The sequence below is a fragment of the Candidatus Ancaeobacter aquaticus genome (assembly GCA_030765405.1).
Taxonomy (GTDB): domain Bacteria; phylum Auribacterota; class Ancaeobacteria; order Ancaeobacterales; family Ancaeobacteraceae; genus Ancaeobacter; species Ancaeobacter aquaticus.
In genome coordinates this window covers 1-19,383 of the sequence record JAVCCP010000007.1, presented here as the reverse complement: position 1 = coordinate 19,383, position 19,383 = coordinate 1, and the positions used below count along the sequence as shown (strand labels likewise).

The 19,383-nt window shown below is 31.7% G+C and carries 19 protein-coding genes; all 19 read right to left on the bottom strand.

The window, feature by feature from the left end; genetic code table 11:
* Positions 1 to 34 precede the first annotated feature (34 nt).
* Positions 35 to 706, bottom strand: coding sequence for a class I SAM-dependent methyltransferase (locus P9M13_00745; GenBank protein MDP8261814.1), 672 nt, complete (start codon positions 704 to 706; stop codon positions 35 to 37).
* Between the two features lie 38 nt (positions 707 to 744).
* Positions 745 to 1,686, bottom strand: coding sequence for a radical SAM protein (locus P9M13_00740; protein MDP8261813.1), 942 nt, complete (start codon positions 1,684 to 1,686; stop codon positions 745 to 747).
* A gap of 99 nt (positions 1,687 to 1,785) precedes the next feature.
* Positions 1,786 to 2,571, bottom strand: a complete 786-nt coding sequence (locus tag P9M13_00735; GenBank protein ID MDP8261812.1) for a hypothetical protein — start codon at positions 2,569 to 2,571, stop codon at positions 1,786 to 1,788.
* Between the two features lie 40 nt (positions 2,572 to 2,611).
* Positions 2,612 to 3,382, bottom strand: a complete 771-nt coding sequence (locus P9M13_00730; GenBank protein MDP8261811.1) for a DapH/DapD/GlmU-related protein — start codon at positions 3,380 to 3,382, stop codon at positions 2,612 to 2,614.
* A gap of 45 nt (positions 3,383 to 3,427) precedes the next feature.
* On the bottom strand, positions 3,428 to 4,615 hold the full coding sequence (locus P9M13_00725; protein MDP8261810.1) for a glycosyltransferase family 4 protein: 1,188 nt from the start codon (positions 4,613 to 4,615) through the stop codon (positions 3,428 to 3,430).
* 3 nt (positions 4,616 to 4,618) lie between these two features.
* Complete coding sequence (locus P9M13_00720) at positions 4,619 to 5,974, bottom strand: radical SAM protein (protein MDP8261809.1); 1,356 nt, start codon at positions 5,972 to 5,974, stop codon at positions 4,619 to 4,621.
* 13 nt (positions 5,975 to 5,987) lie between these two features.
* Positions 5,988 to 7,532, bottom strand: a complete 1,545-nt coding sequence (locus P9M13_00715) for a radical SAM protein (GenBank protein MDP8261808.1) — start codon at positions 7,530 to 7,532, stop codon at positions 5,988 to 5,990.
* Positions 7,533 to 7,539: 7 nt separating this feature from the next.
* Positions 7,540 to 8,292, bottom strand: coding sequence for a class I SAM-dependent methyltransferase (locus tag P9M13_00710; GenBank protein ID MDP8261807.1), 753 nt, complete (start codon positions 8,290 to 8,292; stop codon positions 7,540 to 7,542).
* Between the two features lie 18 nt (positions 8,293 to 8,310).
* Positions 8,311 to 9,180, bottom strand: coding sequence for a methyltransferase domain-containing protein (locus tag P9M13_00705; protein MDP8261806.1), 870 nt, complete (start codon positions 9,178 to 9,180; stop codon positions 8,311 to 8,313).
* Complete coding sequence (locus tag P9M13_00700) at positions 9,170 to 10,315, bottom strand: glycosyltransferase family 4 protein (GenBank protein ID MDP8261805.1); 1,146 nt, start codon at positions 10,313 to 10,315, stop codon at positions 9,170 to 9,172. Before P9M13_00700 ends, P9M13_00705 begins: the two co-directional genes overlap by 11 nt.
* A complete protein-coding gene (locus P9M13_00695) occupies positions 10,312 to 10,902 on the bottom strand; it encodes an SIS domain-containing protein (GenBank protein ID MDP8261804.1) in 591 nt (196 codons plus the stop codon). The genes P9M13_00700 and P9M13_00695 overlap by 4 nt, the downstream gene beginning before the upstream one ends.
* Positions 10,889 to 11,863 carry a hypothetical protein gene (locus tag P9M13_00690; GenBank protein ID MDP8261803.1) on the bottom strand — a complete coding sequence of 325 codons (975 nt, stop codon included), beginning with the start codon at positions 11,861 to 11,863 and terminating at the stop codon, positions 10,889 to 10,891. Before P9M13_00690 ends, P9M13_00695 begins: the two co-directional genes overlap by 14 nt.
* Entirely contained in the window at positions 11,860 to 12,543 is a 684-nt protein-coding gene (locus P9M13_00685; protein MDP8261802.1) for a sugar phosphate nucleotidyltransferase, read from the bottom strand. The genes P9M13_00690 and P9M13_00685 overlap by 4 nt, the downstream gene beginning before the upstream one ends.
* Positions 12,543 to 13,487: an NAD-dependent epimerase/dehydratase family protein gene (locus P9M13_00680; GenBank protein ID MDP8261801.1), complete on the bottom strand. Its 945-nt coding sequence runs from the start codon at positions 13,485 to 13,487 to the stop codon at positions 12,543 to 12,545. The genes P9M13_00685 and P9M13_00680 overlap by 1 nt, the downstream gene beginning before the upstream one ends.
* Positions 13,484 to 14,635 (bottom strand): glycosyltransferase family 4 protein, encoded by a 1,152-nt coding sequence (locus P9M13_00675; protein MDP8261800.1) that lies wholly within the window; start codon positions 14,633 to 14,635, stop codon positions 13,484 to 13,486. Before P9M13_00675 ends, P9M13_00680 begins: the two co-directional genes overlap by 4 nt.
* A 27-nt stretch (positions 14,636 to 14,662) precedes the next feature.
* Entirely contained in the window at positions 14,663 to 16,591 is a 1,929-nt protein-coding gene (locus tag P9M13_00670; protein ID MDP8261799.1) for a hypothetical protein, read from the bottom strand.
* A 64-nt stretch (positions 16,592 to 16,655) separates the two neighbouring features.
* On the bottom strand, positions 16,656 to 18,170 hold the full coding sequence (locus tag P9M13_00665; GenBank protein MDP8261798.1) for a radical SAM protein: 1,515 nt from the start codon (positions 18,168 to 18,170) through the stop codon (positions 16,656 to 16,658).
* A 17-nt stretch (positions 18,171 to 18,187) separates the two neighbouring features.
* Positions 18,188 to 18,700, bottom strand: a complete 513-nt coding sequence (locus P9M13_00660; protein MDP8261797.1) for a hypothetical protein — start codon at positions 18,698 to 18,700, stop codon at positions 18,188 to 18,190.
* Positions 18,701 to 18,707: 7 nt separating this feature from the next.
* The gene (locus P9M13_00655; GenBank protein ID MDP8261796.1) at positions 18,708 to 19,229 is read right to left on the bottom strand and encodes a hypothetical protein; all 522 of its coding nucleotides are present in this window, start codon (positions 19,227 to 19,229) and stop codon (positions 18,708 to 18,710) included.
* Between the last annotated feature and the right edge of the window lie 154 nt (positions 19,230 to 19,383).

Here is a 19,383-nt window from a genome sequence, read left to right as displayed (position 1 = left end):
GAATATACCAAATAATTATTTACCAATAACAAATCTAAGTCCTACACACAACAATCAAACATCTACCTATTTCAGGAAATAATTTAGCTAACAATACTGACTTAATTCTTCCATTCATATCAAGGATTACTTCATCAGATGAGATTTTTATAATTTCAAAACCAGACTTTATTAGTAACTTCTCTAAAGCACTCTTAACAAAATACCTAATGTGTCCAGCCGGAATATTTTCAGAATCAATATCCAAAGAACTTTCAATCAATGGATTTTTACCCACCAAAAGCATCAATCTTCGTCCTAATGATGCCAAATTAGGGGTTGTAAGTATTAATATTCCAGATTCTTTTAAAACACGTTTTATTTCTCTGAGAAAAAAACTAGTATCGTAAAGATGCTCTATGATCTCTCCTGCAAAAACTAAGTCAAAACATTTATCCTTAAATGATAAATGTATTCCATCAATATTTGCAAGACAACATGGTATATTTTTTTCTAATGTATGCTTAAGCATACTAAAACTAAGATCCACACCAACAACGTTATTAACATTATTCTTAATTGAAGCAGCTAATAATCCAGAACCACATCCAATATCTAAAACATTATATTCTTTTTTTAAATATTTCTGCAATAAAATGCTGTGCTGATTACAAAAACCATACTCATCACGATACCTTTGATTATTAAATTCCTTAACATTAACCATAACTATTAACCATAACTATTAACCATGAATGAATATATTTATATCTTAATACCAACAAATTCTTTTACTATTTTTATTACTGTTTTTGAATATTGCGATATATTAACAGAATTCTGACACTTAATACACATAGGGTAATCAGTCAGATTGTCTTTTATATGACTCTTACGAATTTTTACATAATTTTCTGAATGCCAAACATCATAAATTGAATTTTTATTAATATCACCTAACTCAATTTCACCATTTATATCATAACAGCATGCAACTACCTTTCCCGAACTATTAATTGTAAAACTACCCCACAACGCGGCACAAGGCATTCTATGTAATTTTTTTCGCAAAACATTATTCTGCATTGTCTGATATTCAGATTCCTTAACTTTTCCACCAAATGATGTAAACTCAACATAAGTAGCATAGCCAATACCGGACAATTTTTCATTCCAATGTGTTATAAAATTATTTATATTATTTTCATTCTTTTTGGTCTTTATAACGCTAAGAACAATCTCTGGCTTTTTTACACCACTTTTTCTTGCTAATGAAATAAAATTTTCTATATTTTGCAACACAGCTTCATATTTTGCTCCAACGCGTATCTCTTCATATTCAACCTTATTAGTTCCATCAAATGCTAGAATAATCTTATCCAAACCAGACTTTACAATATTCTCACCCATTTTTTCATTAAGTAAAACACAATTAGTGCTAAATATCACATTTCTAATATTATTTTTACTTTTTAAAAGACGAATTGCGTCAAAAATTCTTGGATATAACAACGGTTCACCAAATTGATGTAACATCACATTATTTGTGCCAAAATTATCAATTTCACCTGCAATTTTTTCAAGCAAATGAAAGTCAATACACAATTGATCTCTAGTCATTATATCTCTTGGACATGATGAACATCTTAAATTGCAAAGATTTGTCAATTCTACACTAAAATTTTTAGGAAAATGAACATATCCCATAATCTTAGAATGCGCTTTAAGAAATACAACAAAAAACAACCTAAACATTTTTTGAAATAAATAACTATCAAACATCTTTATATATATCCTTTCAATATTTCATTGCAATTCAATTTTAGCAATCAAGTCTCTGTAAAAAAAGTTACCTATCCTAGGTATCTTCCCTAATTGAGAGAATAATCTAACAATTTTCGTTGGACTGCAATTAGCACAATATACATCTACCTTAAGCCCCAATCTTCTTATTAAATTGCCCAGATATTCAACAGTCCACCTATAGAAATGTTCATCATGGAATATGCGCCCCATGTTTATCATTCTGAAATAAACATCACCAATCCATTCACTATTATCCGTAACAATTAATATTTCTTCAGTTGCAATACGTGCTTGATTATTTATAAACTGCGCAGGTTCCAAAGTATGTTCAATAACATAACTACTCTTCACAGAAGGAAATACATTATCCTTGAAAGGAAGATATTCGGCTGAGGCTACAATAAAATTATTAGGGATAATCTTTGGCACATAAACATCAATATTTACTTCCCCCTGAGCATTTTCACCGCAACCAATATCTAGAGAATATTTTTTTGTTTGATTATCCACGGATTTACTTGTAGTCATTAACTTTGTACATCCTACAGGATTCCATGTTCTTTCACCAGGCTTCCAAGAGTTAACGAATTCTTGAAAATTTCCATTTTTATACTTATCTAACATATCATCAGGCAAAATATATGGAATTCTCGAAAAAATAGGAAATTTTCTATTACATATTACGCATACCAAGTGTTCTCTATCAAATGTTAGATCAGAGCCCAAATGATAAGGACATGATAATTTCTCAATTAATTTGATGTCAAAACTTAAATTTGCATTCATTAAACTATATTAATTACTCACATTTATACTTTTTAATATATTAACCACGACTTTTAATAAATCTTGCTGGACTACCTGCAACAAGTGTAAATGGTTCAACATCTTTTGTTACAACACTTCCCGCACCTACAATAGCCCCTTTACCAATTTTAACCCCATCCAAAATAACACATGAAGATCCAATCCAAACATCATCTTCAAGCTTGACACCTTTATGATCAACACCTTGAGCGCCAATTAACTGGTCTGGATTTTTGTAAATATGATTTGAAGCAAATATCTTAGTATTATCCGCGATTAGGCAATTATTCCCAATGTCTATTATACCATAAGCATATATATAACAATTAGGACCTATTGCTACATTTTCTCCCAAAATAATTTTACCACCAGCAGAATCTAATCTAACATATTCTCCAATTTTAGAACGATCTCCAATAATAATACCATATTGAGAAGCTGACCATGCTGAAATATAAGAATATCCTCTAATATGCACCATATTACCAATTTTCACACCATTAGTATAATTAATCCTCACTTTTGGACCAATTAATGTGTGGGTGCCAGACTTAATAATCACTTTAAAGAAAACACCTCGAATATATTTCTCAAATAATGATGAGTTAAAAAATAACAACGATGATATTATATCGTTTTTAATACATTTCATTAGTTTCTTTTCTTCATCAATGCTCAAACAATAATATCCAAGAATAAAAACCTTATATTTATTATAATTATATAAAATTAGTTTATAACTTAAATAAATTACACTACAAATTAAAATAAATCCGATTAAAATAATCATTTCTATTTTTAATCCCTTCTGATATAAATCACATAATCTTCATATTTATTTTACAACAACCTTTTTAAAAAGATTTTTTGTTATGATTTTCCAATCATATTTACATAAATCAAATTTTTTAGCCATAACTTGTTCTTTATATATATCATAATGCTGCATAATATCTACTATTTTTTCAGCCAATTCTTTATAATCCCCAATATTAACTGTATTTATACATTCTTTAAATATTTCTCTATAGACCTTTAAATCATATGCAATAACTGGTAGATCAAAAGCAAGAGCCTCCATGATTGATATCCCCCAACCTTCTTCATAGCTCGCGCTTACAAACATCTTAGCAGATGCCAGATTTTCATAAACTATGTCTCTATCAATAAAGCCTGTTATTTCAATATTTCTTTCGAATCCTAACTCTTCAATAGTTGATTTTATTAGTTTATAATAATCACCATATCCATGACCAATAATAACTAATTTTGCATCATGAAATTCACCTACAACTATTTTCCAGGCTCTTATTAAGTCAATAATACCTTTGGTTGCATTTAATCTACCTAGATAACAGGCTGATATACACTTATCATGCTTGTTATTTTTTATTCTATTAATTTCATCAAGTTCTATACCATTAGGAACATATATAAGTCTTTGAGAAGAAATACCACAAGATAAAAGAACCTCCCTAACATTTTCATTCTGATATAAAACATAGTCCGCCTTATTTTTTATCAATATAAGACTCAATTTCTGTGAAACTAGTGAAAAAATATTACCAAATAAATTCCCTACCTTTCTAAAATTCAAATTTGGAATAATATGAAAAACATATGCAACCCATATTGTTCTCTTTCTACCAAATATTTTATGTAAAAAAACTGCACCAGTATTACAAATAAAATCTCCAGATGTAAAAATAATTTTCGATTTAATATTATTTAGAGACTTTAAAGTTGTAAATATTCTATAAAAGTATACTAATGGAACTAATATAGGGTATCGACACGAATAAAATAAAGAATCTAATTTTCCCAAAGATAAATGTCTGATTTTAATTTTTTTTGATGCAAACTTTTCTTTGAAATATATTGGAGCAATTATATTAACTTCATTACTGTAGTCTACAGCATTTGCAGCTACTTTACAAAAAACAATGTCGCCACCAGTTCCTGCAGATTCAAATAAAAGTTGAGAAGCAACAAAAGATATCACCGTATTTTCATTATTATTCATTACTTATCGATTCCGTATAAGTTTCTTAATACGTTCTTTAACTTCTTTAAAAAAATATCGACTTCTTATTGCTGATAATGTCGTTAGATATTTAGCAATTTTCATTTCAAAACCGGTTATATGAGGGTGATTCAATATCGTATTATTGGCATATGAACCAACCAAACGCTTCTTTACATCATTTACAATTCCTAGCTTATAACAATAGTCTCCCATTTCTGTACCCTTAAATGGATAATATATTGTTGTCATCGCAAAATCAGGACCAATTTTCCAATTAAGAAATATTGTTTTAATAAGACTAAATTTTGTCTCACCCGGCATACCAAGCATATTAAATGTCCATACATTCATATTTCGCTCTTTAATTTTTTTACATGCATTGACTATTAATTCATTGGACATATTTCGATTCATTTTTTCTTTTCTAAATTTTTCATCTCCTGATTCAATTCCGACTAATACCATAAAACAACCCGCTTCTTTCAAATAATCTAAATTTTCGTCAGAGCAGGTTTCAACTCTTGCAGCACAATAAAATGGCATTTTAATATTCTGTCGATATTTAATACTAAATTCTTTTAACCAAGACTGGAATAAAGTTAAATTATCATCATGAAAACCAAAATAATCGAATTTTAAATTATCTTTCAGATTTATTAATTCTGAAATTACATTATCAACACTTCTAATCCTTAAATATTTCTCTTTGTTAGGATAAAGCTCTTTAAAATAAAAATTTGAGCAATACGTACATTTATATGGACATCCCCTACTTGCCATTACTTTTACATTTCTATTACCTTTCCCAGAATGATCAATATGAGACTGATAATCAAACATTTCCCTATCCCAAAATGGAAGACCATCAATGTTTTCTATTAATGGCCTAATTTCATTTTTAAATATTTCTCCATTTTCCTTAACCCACAAATTATTTATTTTTTTAATATCATTACCATTTTCAAGATTATTTACTAACTCCAATAATGACTGCTCCCCTTCCCCCCTGCAAATAATATCAATAGATGGACACATGATTACATCATTAGGAGCAAGAGTAGGATAATACCCTCCGGCTATTATTTTTATTGTGTTGTCTATTTTTTTTATAAAATCACTTATTTGATTTACCCAATTAAGACCTGTTTCAAAAACTGTAAACCCTACAATTTTTGGTTTAGATAAACTAATTTCTTCCTTAATAATATTATATTGGATTTTAGTAATTGCGGAATCTTTAGCTACAAGATTAATTAATTGAGTTTTGTGGCCATATTTTTTTAAAAACGCAGATATAGCCCCAATACCTGTTGGATAGGTATCATCTGTTGCAATATTAATAAATAATATATTCATAAATAAAGAGTTCTCACCCTAGACCAGAATACTTACGAAGAAAATTATAAATATAAAAATCAAATGGGAATGTATAAAAGTTTAATTTCCATCTCAAAAGCACAATAAACTTGAACAAATAAAAACCAATAAAATACACTAACTTATAAATTTTACTTTTAATCTTATTTCCTACCAGATCATAGGAATCAGGATCAAGAAAAAAGAAAAAATAGGTAGATAGAATTAACACTAATCTAGCTTGTTTTTTATTAATCCACGTCTGCCTCACTTTTAATTTAGTTGCATCCTCTGCGGCAATTAAAAAATTACTCCACCCGGCAAAACTTGTTGGTATTTCAATTCCTAATGATTTAGAAGCATCAAATAAAGTCGTACTAGGATAAGGTAAATATAGAGCAAACATAAATCGAATACGAGAAAATATACGGAAAAGTTTTTTTATTTGAACTAATGAAACTGTTATTTCATCCTGAACCTTTCTTTGGCAAATCAACGGATCTTTTGACCATGGAAATCCCACCAGATAAGAACATAACAATTTTATATCATATTTATTGCAATATTGAGCTAATTTCAAGACATCATCAGCATTAATATCTTTATTCATATAATCAAGTGTTTCTTGATCCGCAGATTCAGCGCCTGTCAAAACGCACCCAAGACCACTGAGTTTCATCAATGCCCACAAATCGTCGTCATAATATTTAGTTAAGGTTGTAGTTCTCCCATTTACATTACCCCAAATCATATTTACTTTTCTTTCTATCATTAACTCGCACATCTTCTTAACACGATCTCGGTCCGTAAAAAAATTACTATCAATTATTGCAACAGAATCAATATTATACTTTTCTTTCATTTCCTCAAGTTCAGCAACAATATTATCAGCAGAAAGAGATACCCATTTTCTTTTAGTAACTATCTCTTCAACACAAAAACCACATCTATGAGGACATCCCATACTTGTATAATAATTTAAAGATCGATTTCCATATTCCTGTTTAACTATAAATTTTTCTATATCTGAAATTAGATCATATGGAATTGGAGGCAGATCATTCAGATTTTGAATTGGTCTTTCAGAATTTTCTATAACATTTCCATTTTCCTTATAAACAATACCTAAAATATCTTTTTTATCTCCATTATTTTCTATACATTTTACTAATTCAGGAAAGGTCCATTCCCCCTGCCCCTTAACAACAATATCTACTGTTTCATCTTTTATTGTTTCTAAAGGTAAAATTGAAGGATGCCATCCACCCCAAATAATAGGCAAATTTGGATATCTTTCTTTAACTGCTTTTGCAACATCTCTTCCCTCAAATATTTGATATCCCGTAATACTTGAAATACCTAAACATATTGCATCTTTACATTCTTCAACAACAACCTGCTTAAATTGCTTATGAGTTATAGGATGAACAACCTTAATATCGTACCCTTCTTTATATAACAATCGAGAAATGGCTAAAACACCTAGAGGAGCCCCATAATAAGGTCTTGTTGCTGAAAACGGATTTGGATGAAACAAAACAATTTTTTTATTATTCATAATAATCTCATTTCTTACTAATAATTAAATACTCTTTTAAAAACCATTTGTTCATAAATACACTTTTATTAACCCAAGCAAAAACTTTGTGTAAAAAAGGAACGTTGAGTTCTGTATTAATTTTACCATAATCGATTGAATTCTTCCCCTCAAACACCACGCTTGTTTCTAATATTTTGAAATATTTCTCGCAAAATTTTATGAAATTTTCTGGAGTAAATGTATGAGGATGTTCAACATTTCTCAAAAAAGGAATAAATTCGCTGGTTATTTTCAAGAAAGCAATAAACTTTGTATAGGTGTATACTGATAAAATCACTAAACCATCATCTTTAGTTACTCTAGCTACCTCTTGCATCACCCTACATATATTATCCATATGATCTAAAGCATTTCTACATAACACAACATCAAATAATTTATCTTCAAATGGAATATTTTCTCCATCTCCTTTTCTCAATTCTATCTTATTTTTTAATTTTATTTTATCTTCATCTAAAAAACAGTCTACCAATGGATCAACACCATATTTTACACCTATTTTAAATATTGTTGATGGACATGTTGCTCCACAACCAAGATCTAATATTTTTGTAGAATCTGTAAAATTATATTTTTCTTCAATTAATTTAAATATCCTTGAATATTTAATATCTATTTCTTCATATTCATTATCCCTAAAATTCGCTCTATTCCAAAATACCTTCTCTATATCTTGCGCCTGTAACCAACGTTCTCTATGTATATAATCTTTTTTCATATTACTCCATATATAATGCTATTGTTTTAATACTTTACACGCAATACATACTGAACTTTTATTATAATCTTTTTCTGCCTTATCATTTTTTTTATCAATAATATTAATTATTTTCATACAAAATTGTATGAAACGATAAAAAACACTATCTTGTTTTGTTTTCCATTCAAATTTTTCCATTGATTCAGACAAAGACTTTGGAATTGGCATAAAACTTCCAAGCCTTTTCCCAACATAAAGAATATTATGATTAAAAGGCAAACAATAATGAGTTATCATGCTTTTATCATTCACTTTAAAACCAACTGATTCAATCAACTTAATTATATCTTGCAAATAATACAATCTCAAATGCATAGCCCATAATCCACCCCAAAATCCATTATCTGGACTAAAGTGGCCTAACCCTAAGCTCTCACGAATTTTGTTAAATGGATCCCACAATAGCGGATAATTATGATTTGGAACTGTAACAGCAATCGTGCCTGAATCTTTAAATACTCTTTTTATTTCTACAAGAACATGCTCATCATCTTCGACATGCTCCAAAACTTCACTAAAAATTATTTTATCAAACACACTATTTTTAAAAGGCAGTTTTCCAACATCAGCTATATAAAATTTCTTTTCCGTTTTATCATTTAACCAGGAACTTGCTTTTTTTACTAACTCAAAATCCATATCCATTGATATTAGATCGCATTCGGATCCATAAAGCTCCTTGATTATCATTGTGTAAAACCCTTCACCACAACCACAATCTAAAATTCTATCGCCAGGTTTTATATCAAGATACTCCAGAATTTTCATAACTCTTCTTCTGAATGAAGTATCGCCAACCTTAGATAAAATTTGATTTAATTTAAATTCTTGATTTTTATTCATCATAGCTTTTCAATATAACTTCAAAATTCTTTTCACTGAATTTATTTTTAGCATATTCACGACATAAAGAAGCTTTATCTTTTAATTTATCCGGATTATTACAATAATATAATATTTTCCCTTTTATATTCTCTTTTGTAGGATCTATTACATCGCCAACACTTGAATCAACATACCATGGAACACATCCCTTATTAGTTACTAATACCGGAACACCACAAGCAATCGATTCTAGTATCACAGTTGCAAAACCTTCATTATATTGAGATGGAAGAACAAAAATATCCGCTAAATTATAATACATAACAATATCAACAGCATCTACTTTTCCTCTAAAGAATATATTATCACATTTTTTTTCAACATCCTTGATAGCTTCAGATAAAGGGCCATCACCAGCAAAAACAAAATTAATATCAGGAATTACTTCTTTTGCAACATCCAATAAAACATTGACTCCCTTCAAGTCTATTAATCTACCAAGATAAAAGACAATAAAAGCATTTTTATCAAATCCAAGATGCTCTCTGCATTTTATTTTATCAAGAGGAACAAATCTATTTAGATCAATCCAATTGGGATGAATCTCAAGTTTTTCCTCAGGAATACCAATATATTTGAGTTCTTCTTTAGACGTCTCTCCAACAGCTAGTACCTTATCAAAATCCTTCAAGATAAACTTAACTAGAACAGACAATAAGTTTCTTTTCTCAAAATTATATACTGCATGAGTACTTACAACCGTTCTTTTTTTATGAATCTTCTTTAATATTTTTGCTATAAGAGCACCCGTAAGACCATGAGCATGAATCACATCAATATCATTATGTTTTTTTAAATAAATAAATAAACTTTTCAGGAACAATCCCGGGAAAAGATAAAAGAATGTTGCAAAAAAGTAAGGCTCTAATTTATGAAAAAGATTATAACCAAACCATTGAACACGATATATTTCGAGATTTCCTTTTTTTTCAATAGCAGGACCTTTTGCCTTTGTTGTTAAAGGTTGGTAAGCAACTAGATTCACTTTAAAATCTAACTTAAGTAGTTTATTTATAAGCTTATCAAGATGAGCTTCCACCCCCCCAATATTAGGACTCGCAAAAGGGCATATCATCAAAATAGACTTTTTATTCATGAACTTTCTTCCAATCTAAATTTAAGGTATTTACATATGATATGCTCTAATATTAAATGAATGTCTTCTATTATTTCCTGCTTATTAGATTCTACTATTATACTCTTCTGAACAATATCCTTTAGCTTACCCCCTTCAAAACCAATAAAACCAAAAGTTGTCCCACCTTTAGAATTCGCAAATTCAACAGCCTTTAATATATTTGGCGAGTTCCCGGATCCTGTTATAGCAATAACGATATCACCTTTTTGAAAAAGATTATAAAGTTGCTCAACAAATATCTTTTCAAAATTAGCATCATTTGCCCATGCAGTAACCAGTGGAATATTATCTGTTAAAGAAAATGCCTTGAATCGTTTTTTACCGTCACACATAGTCCCTTTCGATAAATCATTGGCAAAATGTGATGCAGTAGCCGCACTTCCACCATTTCCGATAAGAAATACGTGCTTGCCACTTTTATATACAGACTGAAGCATATTCACAATCTCATCAAAACCATTTTCAGGGATTAAATTAAATGCTTCAACTAGTTCATTGAAATACTCTTTTGCAAATAAACCGATATTATTTTTATTCTTCCACATAAATAATCTTACCTCCTTGAGGTTCAAAATTTATATTCATCTCTTTGAGATTCTTAAGCGCACTGCGTACCTTGTTCTGCTTATTCTTCGGACAATAAAAAAGCAGAAAACCGCCTCCACCAGCTCCAAGCACCTTCCCTCCTAATGCACCGTTTTTAATAGCTTTTTCATAGTATTTATCAATTGAAGGATTCGATACCCCTTGAGCGAGCTTTTTCTTAAGCAACCACCCTTCATGCAATATTGATCCGAACTCATCGATAGCGTTATTGATAAGCGCTTTTCGTATTTTGACTGTCAAATCCCTCATTGCATCAAGTGTCTTATACGTATGAGGTATATTTCGTTTTTGCCCCGCAAGGATAGTGTTTGCTTTACGCGTAATATCTAAATAAAACATTATCAAATTATCATTAAGTTTCTTTTTTGTTCTTTTACTGCAAATAATCGGATCGACATACACATGTCCATCGGGTTTAAATTCAATATATTGCAACCCTCCATACGCAGCAATGTATTGATCCTGTTTTCCAATCGGTTCTTTTACAACATCAATCTCTATTCTACATGCATCTTCAGCAAGTCTTTTTGCAGAAACATGTTTTCCCTGATAAGCGTGCAGAGAATTCAATAACCCTACAGTGAAAGCACTTGATGATCCAAGACCGGTTCCCTCCGACGGAATGTCAGCTATAGATGTTATTTCCACTCCACCCTTAATCTTCAGATATCTTAAACATTCTCGAACCAAATCATGCTGCAGTTGAGATACCCTATCGGTTATCTCGGTCTTCGAATAGCTTACACGGATCCTTTGGTCAAACTTCTTATTCACTGTTATGTAGACATATTTATCAATTGAGGTACTGACAACAGCCCCACCGCTTTTCCTATAATAATCCTTAAAATCAGTTCCCCCACCGGCAAAACTTATCCGTAAAGGGGTTCGAGATATAATCATTGAAGTACCTCATTTTCAAAAACTTCTATTCGTTCTTTCGTCCCAATATCATAATATCGCTTATCTGTCTTGTACCCTAGGAGACATTTATTTGTAATGAGTGGATCAATAACTGCTTTCTTGAGAGATATGGCTTCCTCAGTTTTGTCCTCAGGCAAGTCATCCTTGTTAAAAATATATACGCCTGCATCTATAAAGTCACTCTCAGTAGTCACATCATAAGACTGGACCATATCCCCTTCGCGCATTAACACATTGTTGTCAGCTAATTTAAGTGCATTATTATACACAACCATCACCGCTTTTTCACCATGTTTTCTATAAAATTCTATAATATTTTTATAGTCAACATCGAGATATGTATCGCCATTTAATACAAAAGATTCTTTTTCCAGGTATTGCCCTGCACGTAAAAGCGCTCCACCCGTACCGAGCGGTGTTTTCTCACGCGAATAACGTATATTAACTCCATATGACTTCCCGTCACCAAAATAGTCTTCTATCTGTCCTCCTAAATACCCTACACTGAGGACAATATCAGTAAAACCCTGTTTTTGTACCATTTCAATACTATGTGCAAGAAAAGGCTTACCATGTATTGGCACCATTGATTTTGGAATCGTATGTGTCAGTGGTCTAAGTCTTGTTCCTACCCCACCCGCGAGAATAATTACCTGCACTATGCTCCTCCCAAAAGATCCTCAACCGTTTTCTCTATAGCTCTTTTAGATGAGTATCGAGCGCTCCACCCTAGTGAATTAATTTTCGCAGCATCAAGTTTTACCTTAACAACATCACCTTGCCACCCACGGGATTTATTCTCATATGATATCTCAAATTGACTATGAGTCATTTCAGTGTACTTTTTGGCAAATATTGAAACAATCTCACTAACGGATATTTGGTCGCCTGCGCTTAAATTATAAACATTCATAGATTCATTTGCATGTCCAACAGCATACAAAATTCCATCAATGCAATCATCGATATACAAATATGATTTTTCCTGCAAACCGTCACCAAGCACTGGTAACACGGTTTTATTTTTATCCAGTTTTGCAATTAAATCAACGAGAAGACCGTGCGTTTGCCTCTTTCCAATTATATTTGCAAAACGAAAAATCCATGATGTAATACCAAATGTATGGCTAAAGGACGTAATAAGACCTTCGCAAGCAAGTTTACTTGCCCCATAAAGCGATATAGGCAACATAGGACCATAGTCTTCAGAAGTAGGAAACTGATGTGGTTCTCCATACACCACTGAACTTGAAGAAAAAATAATTTTCTTCACATCTGCAAGCCGCATTGCCTCTAGTACATTATATGTAGCTATTGTCCCTTGTGTTAAATCAGTGTCAGTATACTCTATGCCATAGCGTATATCAGGATTTGCGGCAAAATGATAGACAGCATCGGATCCTTTTATTGATTTTTCAAGAAGAGGTCTGTCTATTAAATCACCTTCAATAAAGGTGAAATTTTTAGAACCCTCATGTTTTTGGATAAAAGATCTTTCCCCTGAAGAGAGATTGTCATAAACGACTATCTCGTTTTCGCCAATAAGTCTATCGACTACATGACTTCCCACAAACCCAGCTCCGCCGGTAATAAATACTTTCATACAACAGCCTTCTTTATATAGTTAAGTAAACATCGTGCATGATTTTCCCATGAATATTCTTTGGCCCTTTTCCAAGCAGAACGCCCCATTTCGTATGCGCACCTTTCATCATTCAACAGTTTTGTAACTGCAATTTCAAATTGATCATAATTTTCTTTTTCGGGAAATAACCCATGTACATCGTTTTGAAATATTTCACCAACACCGGAGCCCTTTGGGATTATCATTGGACAACCATGTGCAGCAAGTTCTAACGCACCCATGCCAAAAGCTTCAAAATTGGGATGTATAAAAAACCTTGCTTCGCGTCCAAAATCAGAAAGTGTATTATCTCCGAAACTATCGATAATTTTCACTCTATCCTGTAGATTGTATTTCTGAATATTCAGTAAGAACTCCTTATAATCATCTTTTTTTGTCCATGTTCCTACCATCATCAATTTCGCGTCCGGAAGATTTCTAATCAAATCAAGTAGCATATGTGGTTTCTTATCATTATCCCACCTGGTAAGCGCAAGCATATGATCGCCTCTCTTTTCTGGTATCTTTTTGGAAAAAACACACCCAGGGTATAGTATTTCGGAATCTATATCGTGTTTTTTATGTAAAAACTCAGAATGCACATTAGATCCAGTTAATACAAGTGTTGCATCGCGCAAGAAAGAATATTCAATTTTCCTGACAAATGGAGAGAGAAATGGAAACAAACCGCGCAAAAGTGTGCGTGAATACACTTTCGTTAAAATATAGTTCATAGGATCCCACACAAAGGCAATATATGGTATTTTCTTTTTTCGCCACAACATCTGAGCAGTAAGACAGGTTGTGGTATTATGACTCATTATGCAGTCATATTCATTTTTATTAATATATCGTGGAGCTAAATAAGGACTGAGCAAATGCAAAGTTGATAAGAAATGAAACACTGGAAGTTTTATTGTACGTCGTAAATATTTCGGATAACGATCTGAAATATACTCACAGGGGACACCTTCAAGCATTGAAATATATTTTTCCTGATCCTTCACTCTCATAATAACGAGAAGGGTTGCATCAACACCCATTAGTCTTAAATATTGCACTTCCTTGACAGCAATCTTTTGCACCCCACCAGGTATAAGTTGATCTATTAGAATTGCAATTTTCATATAATGTAATCTTTTCTCATTTTCACACTACCAGTATACAAGGCTTTTTGACTTTCTATATCTATTATTACCTATGACATCATCTTCGACAGGGACTAATGCCAATGTTTTTTTATTTTTATACACACCCCGTTTCCAGTATAAATCTTGCATAGAATATAGTGAATTAGTTGGAAGGGAGCCATGTTCTCTATTAAAAATGATAAATACGTTCTGCTTATTTATAACTTTACCATCATATTTATAAATATACCATTTTTTTTCGTAATCAAATTGCCTTTCAAATAAAAGATATTCGCTCAAATATTTATCCTTTGGAACTAATATAAACTCTGTATCCCCTTGCGATGATAACATATAAAACTCCCTGGGATTATTAATTTCCATAAAATACTCAAGAAAGAAAGGACTAAAATTTCCAGCCATCCACAGATGGCAGAAATTACCATTACAGGGACTTAAAAGATCTGTCTTTATTGATATATCGTTACCTAACGTATCACCTACATAGGAATAATCATACAATATTATTGAATTCCTTTTCAGTTTTGCATTCAATGTATCATAAAAATCCTGACTAAGTAGCATTTTGTCCTGAGGAGGATTCCAATTATAATAGGCATTAGCTCCTTTAAATGGATAAAAACTATCAAATACAATGCCACCGATCAAAACAAAAGAATAAACTGCAATAAGTATGTTCGTCATTCGTATATTAAAGAAACCCGCGAACAGTCCCTTTGATTTAACAGATATTCCTTCTGAAATTACATAGACAACAAAAGGAAATATCACTGACACCTGTTTTACATGATACACACCAGCACCAAATATATACAAAAGTAGAAAAAATAATATTGTAATAATAGTGGTAAAATATTTGTCATTATCTTTTTTGATCTTTACCATCGTAATTGATGCCATACAATATATTATGAGCACGCCAATTGGAAAAGATAGTACCTTTGGCGCTAAAATGAGTAATTGGGTTACATTATAGAACAAATTGTAACCTACAAGAATGATACCTCCTTTCAATCCTCCGTGCGCCCCCATAAAATGGAAGACATACGCCATATTCTCCCAGAAATCTTTGCACTGAAAGCCATATATGTTTCCGCTATAAAATACTGAGTCGATATATTTAAAAATAATTGTATAGAAGTAATTAGTACAAAATAATACAACAAAAAAAGATACAACCACAAATTGCACCACCTTCTTAAAGTCTTTTTCTACCATAAGATAACTTACAAAAAGGCCCGGAAGTAAAACCAATGGACTATTGTAGAGAAGAAGTGAAAAAGAAAAACACACTCCGTACCATATCGTATTAAGGATAGTTCTGCCTCCACTGATATATTTAAAGTGAACTCTTAGAACCATAATAAGTGCAATATAACTCAAGATACCCGTATCACCCTCTGCGTTATTACGATATATGAACGATAATCCGAGGATTGATGCTCCAATAATTGATATAAGCGTGCTTTTACCAGATATTTTCATAATCTGATAGAACCATACTACTCCCAAAGCACTTACCAGAGACATGGTGACTTGACTGGATACCATGTATTGGATATGGGGAACAAATACATGTAAAAGATTATATCCTAATATTTCTAACGGCAGGAATATTGGATGGGCAATCAAAGCATCATACCTGAAGGTTTTTACCAATTCTTGCGCATATACCAAGGTGTCATAATCAATTGGACCCCATTCTTTATACCCTTTGATATAATCAAATATATTAACATATTCTAATCTCGTACAAAGAGACGCAAAAGCTGAATAGCATAATCCACTATCCCCAATAAAATATTTTCCGCCATAAAAGAAATAAAATAGAGTAAAAATGACAAACAGAAAGAAAATAGAGGCTCTATCAACTACCGTAGGTGAATTGCTTTCTAATAGCTGTTTGCCGTATTTATTGCTGAGGACAGACACGTTTTCTCCGTTCTTAATATTTTCAATGAATAATATCAGTTGTCACTATTAGCTATTTTGATACCTACCGCAATCTTTCAACAAACGACCCTATAGTCTTTTTCATGTAGCGAAAATAAAATAACTGGATATATTTTATAAACATCATGAATCCAAGCACACATAACGATGGAATCTTAGCAACGACCTCCGTAACCTTTTCCCCTGCGTTAAACCACCCTTCATTTTGTTCGGGCTTCTCAAAAATCGCTCTGATTTTATTTATATCCATATAATATTTGAAATAACTATAGAGAATATCGCCTCTTATTTCCTCTTCAGTGTTATTTTCAGGAACGTAGGAAAAAGGAATCTTTTTAAATGGATTCTCTATAAAGGTCGACACTGAATTAAAATTCTCATACATCCCCTGTACATATAACCTTTTGGTGTTCTTCGCTATATCGTATAATTCAGTCCCTGGATATGGCGTTGCATTGTTAAAACGAACCAAATCCAACTTCAGGTCTTTGCAAAGCCTCACACAATCCATTCTGTCCTTATGAGTATCACCGGGGAGACCATAAATAAACGTCGCACTCACATGAAAACCTATTTTTTTAGCCATATTAACGGCATCTATGCATTGGGCAACTGTTTCGCCTTTTTTAATGGTCTTCATTATTTCTTCGGAAGCTGTTTCGAGGCCAAAAAATACATTTTTAAATCCAGTTCTATATAATTCTTCCATAAGTTTGTAGTCTGTGTTGTCCCCACGCGACTGAAAATTAAATACCATTTTCTTATCAAGGCTGCTCTTTCTTATATATTCCAAGAGTACATACACCCTCTCCTTATTTACTAGAAAATTATCATCAAGAAACTGTATGTGTCTTTGATTATACTTATGGTAAAGTGTATTAAGCTCATCGATTATAACTTCCGGGCTTTTAAAGTAATATCTTTTCCCAGTGGTAACTCTATTACTACAGAAAATACATTCATAGGGACAGCCCCTTGAACTAATAACAAAACCGAAATCATACTTATGCTTGTTTTTAGCGAACAAATGATACGGAAAAGGATAATTAATATATTCATTATCATGAACACAACTGATAGGGTTGTGAACAATCTTTCCGTCTTTCCTAAAAGATAAACTAGGAATAGATGATATATCGTCTCCATTCTTAATTGCATTGTATAAATTAACTATATTTATTTCACCCTCTCCCCGAACTACATAATCAACACAATTAAATTGCATAATCTCGTCAGGCATTGCAGTCGGATGTATCCCTCCAAATATATTTATTGAATCAGGATAGTTTCTTTTTAATTTAGCAGCTAAAGCTAATGCACTTTTTAATCCTGCCGTTAAAACACTAAAACCGAATATATAGGGCTTTTTAAAATTCTTAATGTTTGTTTGAATCAAAGCAAATGCATCATCTTCAACCTGCTCGTCAACTACAAGAGTTCGCACTCCATTTTTTTTAGCATGTGTTGCTAAACAACCTATTCCAATGGGAATGTATATAGGCAAAAATGGCTGAAATATTTTTAATGCATTTTTAGGTGAAGAATTAATGAGAATCATTTATTTACCGTCCATCACTATCTGTCAAACTCACTTTTTTTCCCTTGAATTAAAAGTTTAAGCATCAATATAAGCTTAGACATATTTAGAACCATTGGTTTTCCGATAAAATACTTGCCCTGCCTACATATAATCTGTCCATTATTGAGCAATCTATTAATTCTGTTATCAATAACATCTCTCGCATTATATCTTTCCAGCAATGCATCCAAAGTAAGTCCGTTAGACTCATTAGATAATTCGTCTAGAATTCTTATTCTGCGTCCCGTTTGACCTAAACAAATAAAATTAAAATAACAATAGCCTAATGATGTATAGATAACACTATTTGTGACAATATAAAAATAGTCATTCCGCGAGGAAACACACCAATAAAACACCATTGTTAGTAAACATATATATCCAATTGTAAAACCTAAGTAAACTGATTTTAACAAAGCAACACTACGAATACACCTAAAACTGAGCAGTTGCACACATACATTGACCACTAAACCTATTATGGGGATAACTATTATCAAATAATCCATACTAACTTTACCCATTACTCTGATTAAGATTCATTATTTTTCGATACATAACAAATATACGAATAAACATACTCCCCTTTTTGGTGATCCTTAGCCTATCACCATCAAGAGTAAGCATATCTTCAAAAATAAGATCATCGACTCGAGGTTTAACCAAAACATCATTTGTTAACAATGTATATAACTTATCCTTAGCTAACCCATCTGCCCGCGCATGCGCGACACTCATAATGATAACAAGAGAAGGACTATCAACCTCTATTGCTGGATAGGTAACGATATATACTAAAACTACGGAAACATAAAAAAAACAGACATGAAGATACACAGACATCCTTGTAATAATAAATATATCGGGAATCTGCATACTAGAAATTAAAAATATTGCAAACAGACCAAAAATCAGTGTGAAGAAAAACAGAACCAACAATGATCTCACTTGATGCTTGGGAATCCTAATATTCCATAGTAACACATGCAAAAAAAAAGCGACAAAAAGCAAAGCTGATCCCAGCAATAAAACCTTCATTAAACTCAGCCCCCTCAGTTACTTATCTTTATGCCTTATGCAAAACGCATAAGTCTTTATATTTAAACAATTTACATAAATTGTTTTCTTGTAATTCCCTCCGTTTATGATATGCTGTAAACATGATAACCACAACACGTTACAACAAAAACGG

What these genes read in the sequence shown, in the direction of transcription:
- P9M13_00700 (MDP8261805.1), bottom strand. Translation starts at nt 10,315, where the DNA reads ATGAATAAAAAGTCTATTTTGATGATATGCCCTTTTGCGAGTCCTAAT.
- P9M13_00665 (MDP8261798.1), bottom strand. Translation starts at nt 18,170, where the DNA reads ATGATTCTCATTAATTCTTCACCTAAAAATGCATTAAAAATATTTCAG.
- P9M13_00730 (MDP8261811.1), bottom strand. Translation starts at nt 3,382, where the DNA reads ATGATTATTTTAATCGGATTTATTTTAATTTGTAGTGTAATTTATTTA.
- P9M13_00725 (MDP8261810.1), bottom strand. Translation starts at nt 4,615, where the DNA reads ATGAATAATAATGAAAATACGGTGATATCTTTTGTTGCTTCTCAACTT.
- P9M13_00745 (MDP8261814.1), bottom strand. Translation starts at nt 706, where the DNA reads ATGGTTAATGTTAAGGAATTTAATAATCAAAGGTATCGTGATGAGTAT.
- P9M13_00660 (MDP8261797.1), bottom strand. Translation starts at nt 18,700, where the DNA reads ATGGATTATTTGATAATAGTTATCCCCATAATAGGTTTAGTGGTCAAT.
- P9M13_00675 (MDP8261800.1), bottom strand. Translation starts at nt 14,635, where the DNA reads ATGAAAATTGCAATTCTAATAGATCAACTTATACCTGGTGGGGTGCAA.
- P9M13_00705 (MDP8261806.1), bottom strand. Translation starts at nt 9,180, where the DNA reads ATGATGAATAAAAATCAAGAATTTAAATTAAATCAAATTTTATCTAAG.
- P9M13_00735 (MDP8261812.1), bottom strand. Translation starts at nt 2,571, where the DNA reads ATGAATGCAAATTTAAGTTTTGACATCAAATTAATTGAGAAATTATCA.
- P9M13_00715 (MDP8261808.1), bottom strand. Translation starts at nt 7,532, where the DNA reads ATGAATAATAAAAAAATTGTTTTGTTTCATCCAAATCCGTTTTCAGCA.
- P9M13_00695 (MDP8261804.1), bottom strand. Translation starts at nt 10,902, where the DNA reads ATGTGGAAGAATAAAAATAATATCGGTTTATTTGCAAAAGAGTATTTC.
- P9M13_00740 (MDP8261813.1), bottom strand. Translation starts at nt 1,686, where the DNA reads ATGGGATATGTTCATTTTCCTAAAAATTTTAGTGTAGAATTGACAAAT.
- P9M13_00690 (MDP8261803.1), bottom strand. Translation starts at nt 11,863, where the DNA reads ATGATTATATCTCGAACCCCTTTACGGATAAGTTTTGCCGGTGGGGGA.
- P9M13_00655 (MDP8261796.1), bottom strand. Translation starts at nt 19,229, where the DNA reads ATGAAGGTTTTATTGCTGGGATCAGCTTTGCTTTTTGTCGCTTTTTTT.
- P9M13_00710 (MDP8261807.1), bottom strand. Translation starts at nt 8,292, where the DNA reads ATGAAAAAAGATTATATACATAGAGAACGTTGGTTACAGGCGCAAGAT.
- P9M13_00720 (MDP8261809.1), bottom strand. Translation starts at nt 5,974, where the DNA reads ATGAATATATTATTTATTAATATTGCAACAGATGATACCTATCCAACA.
- P9M13_00680 (MDP8261801.1), bottom strand. Translation starts at nt 13,487, where the DNA reads ATGAAAGTATTTATTACCGGCGGAGCTGGGTTTGTGGGAAGTCATGTA.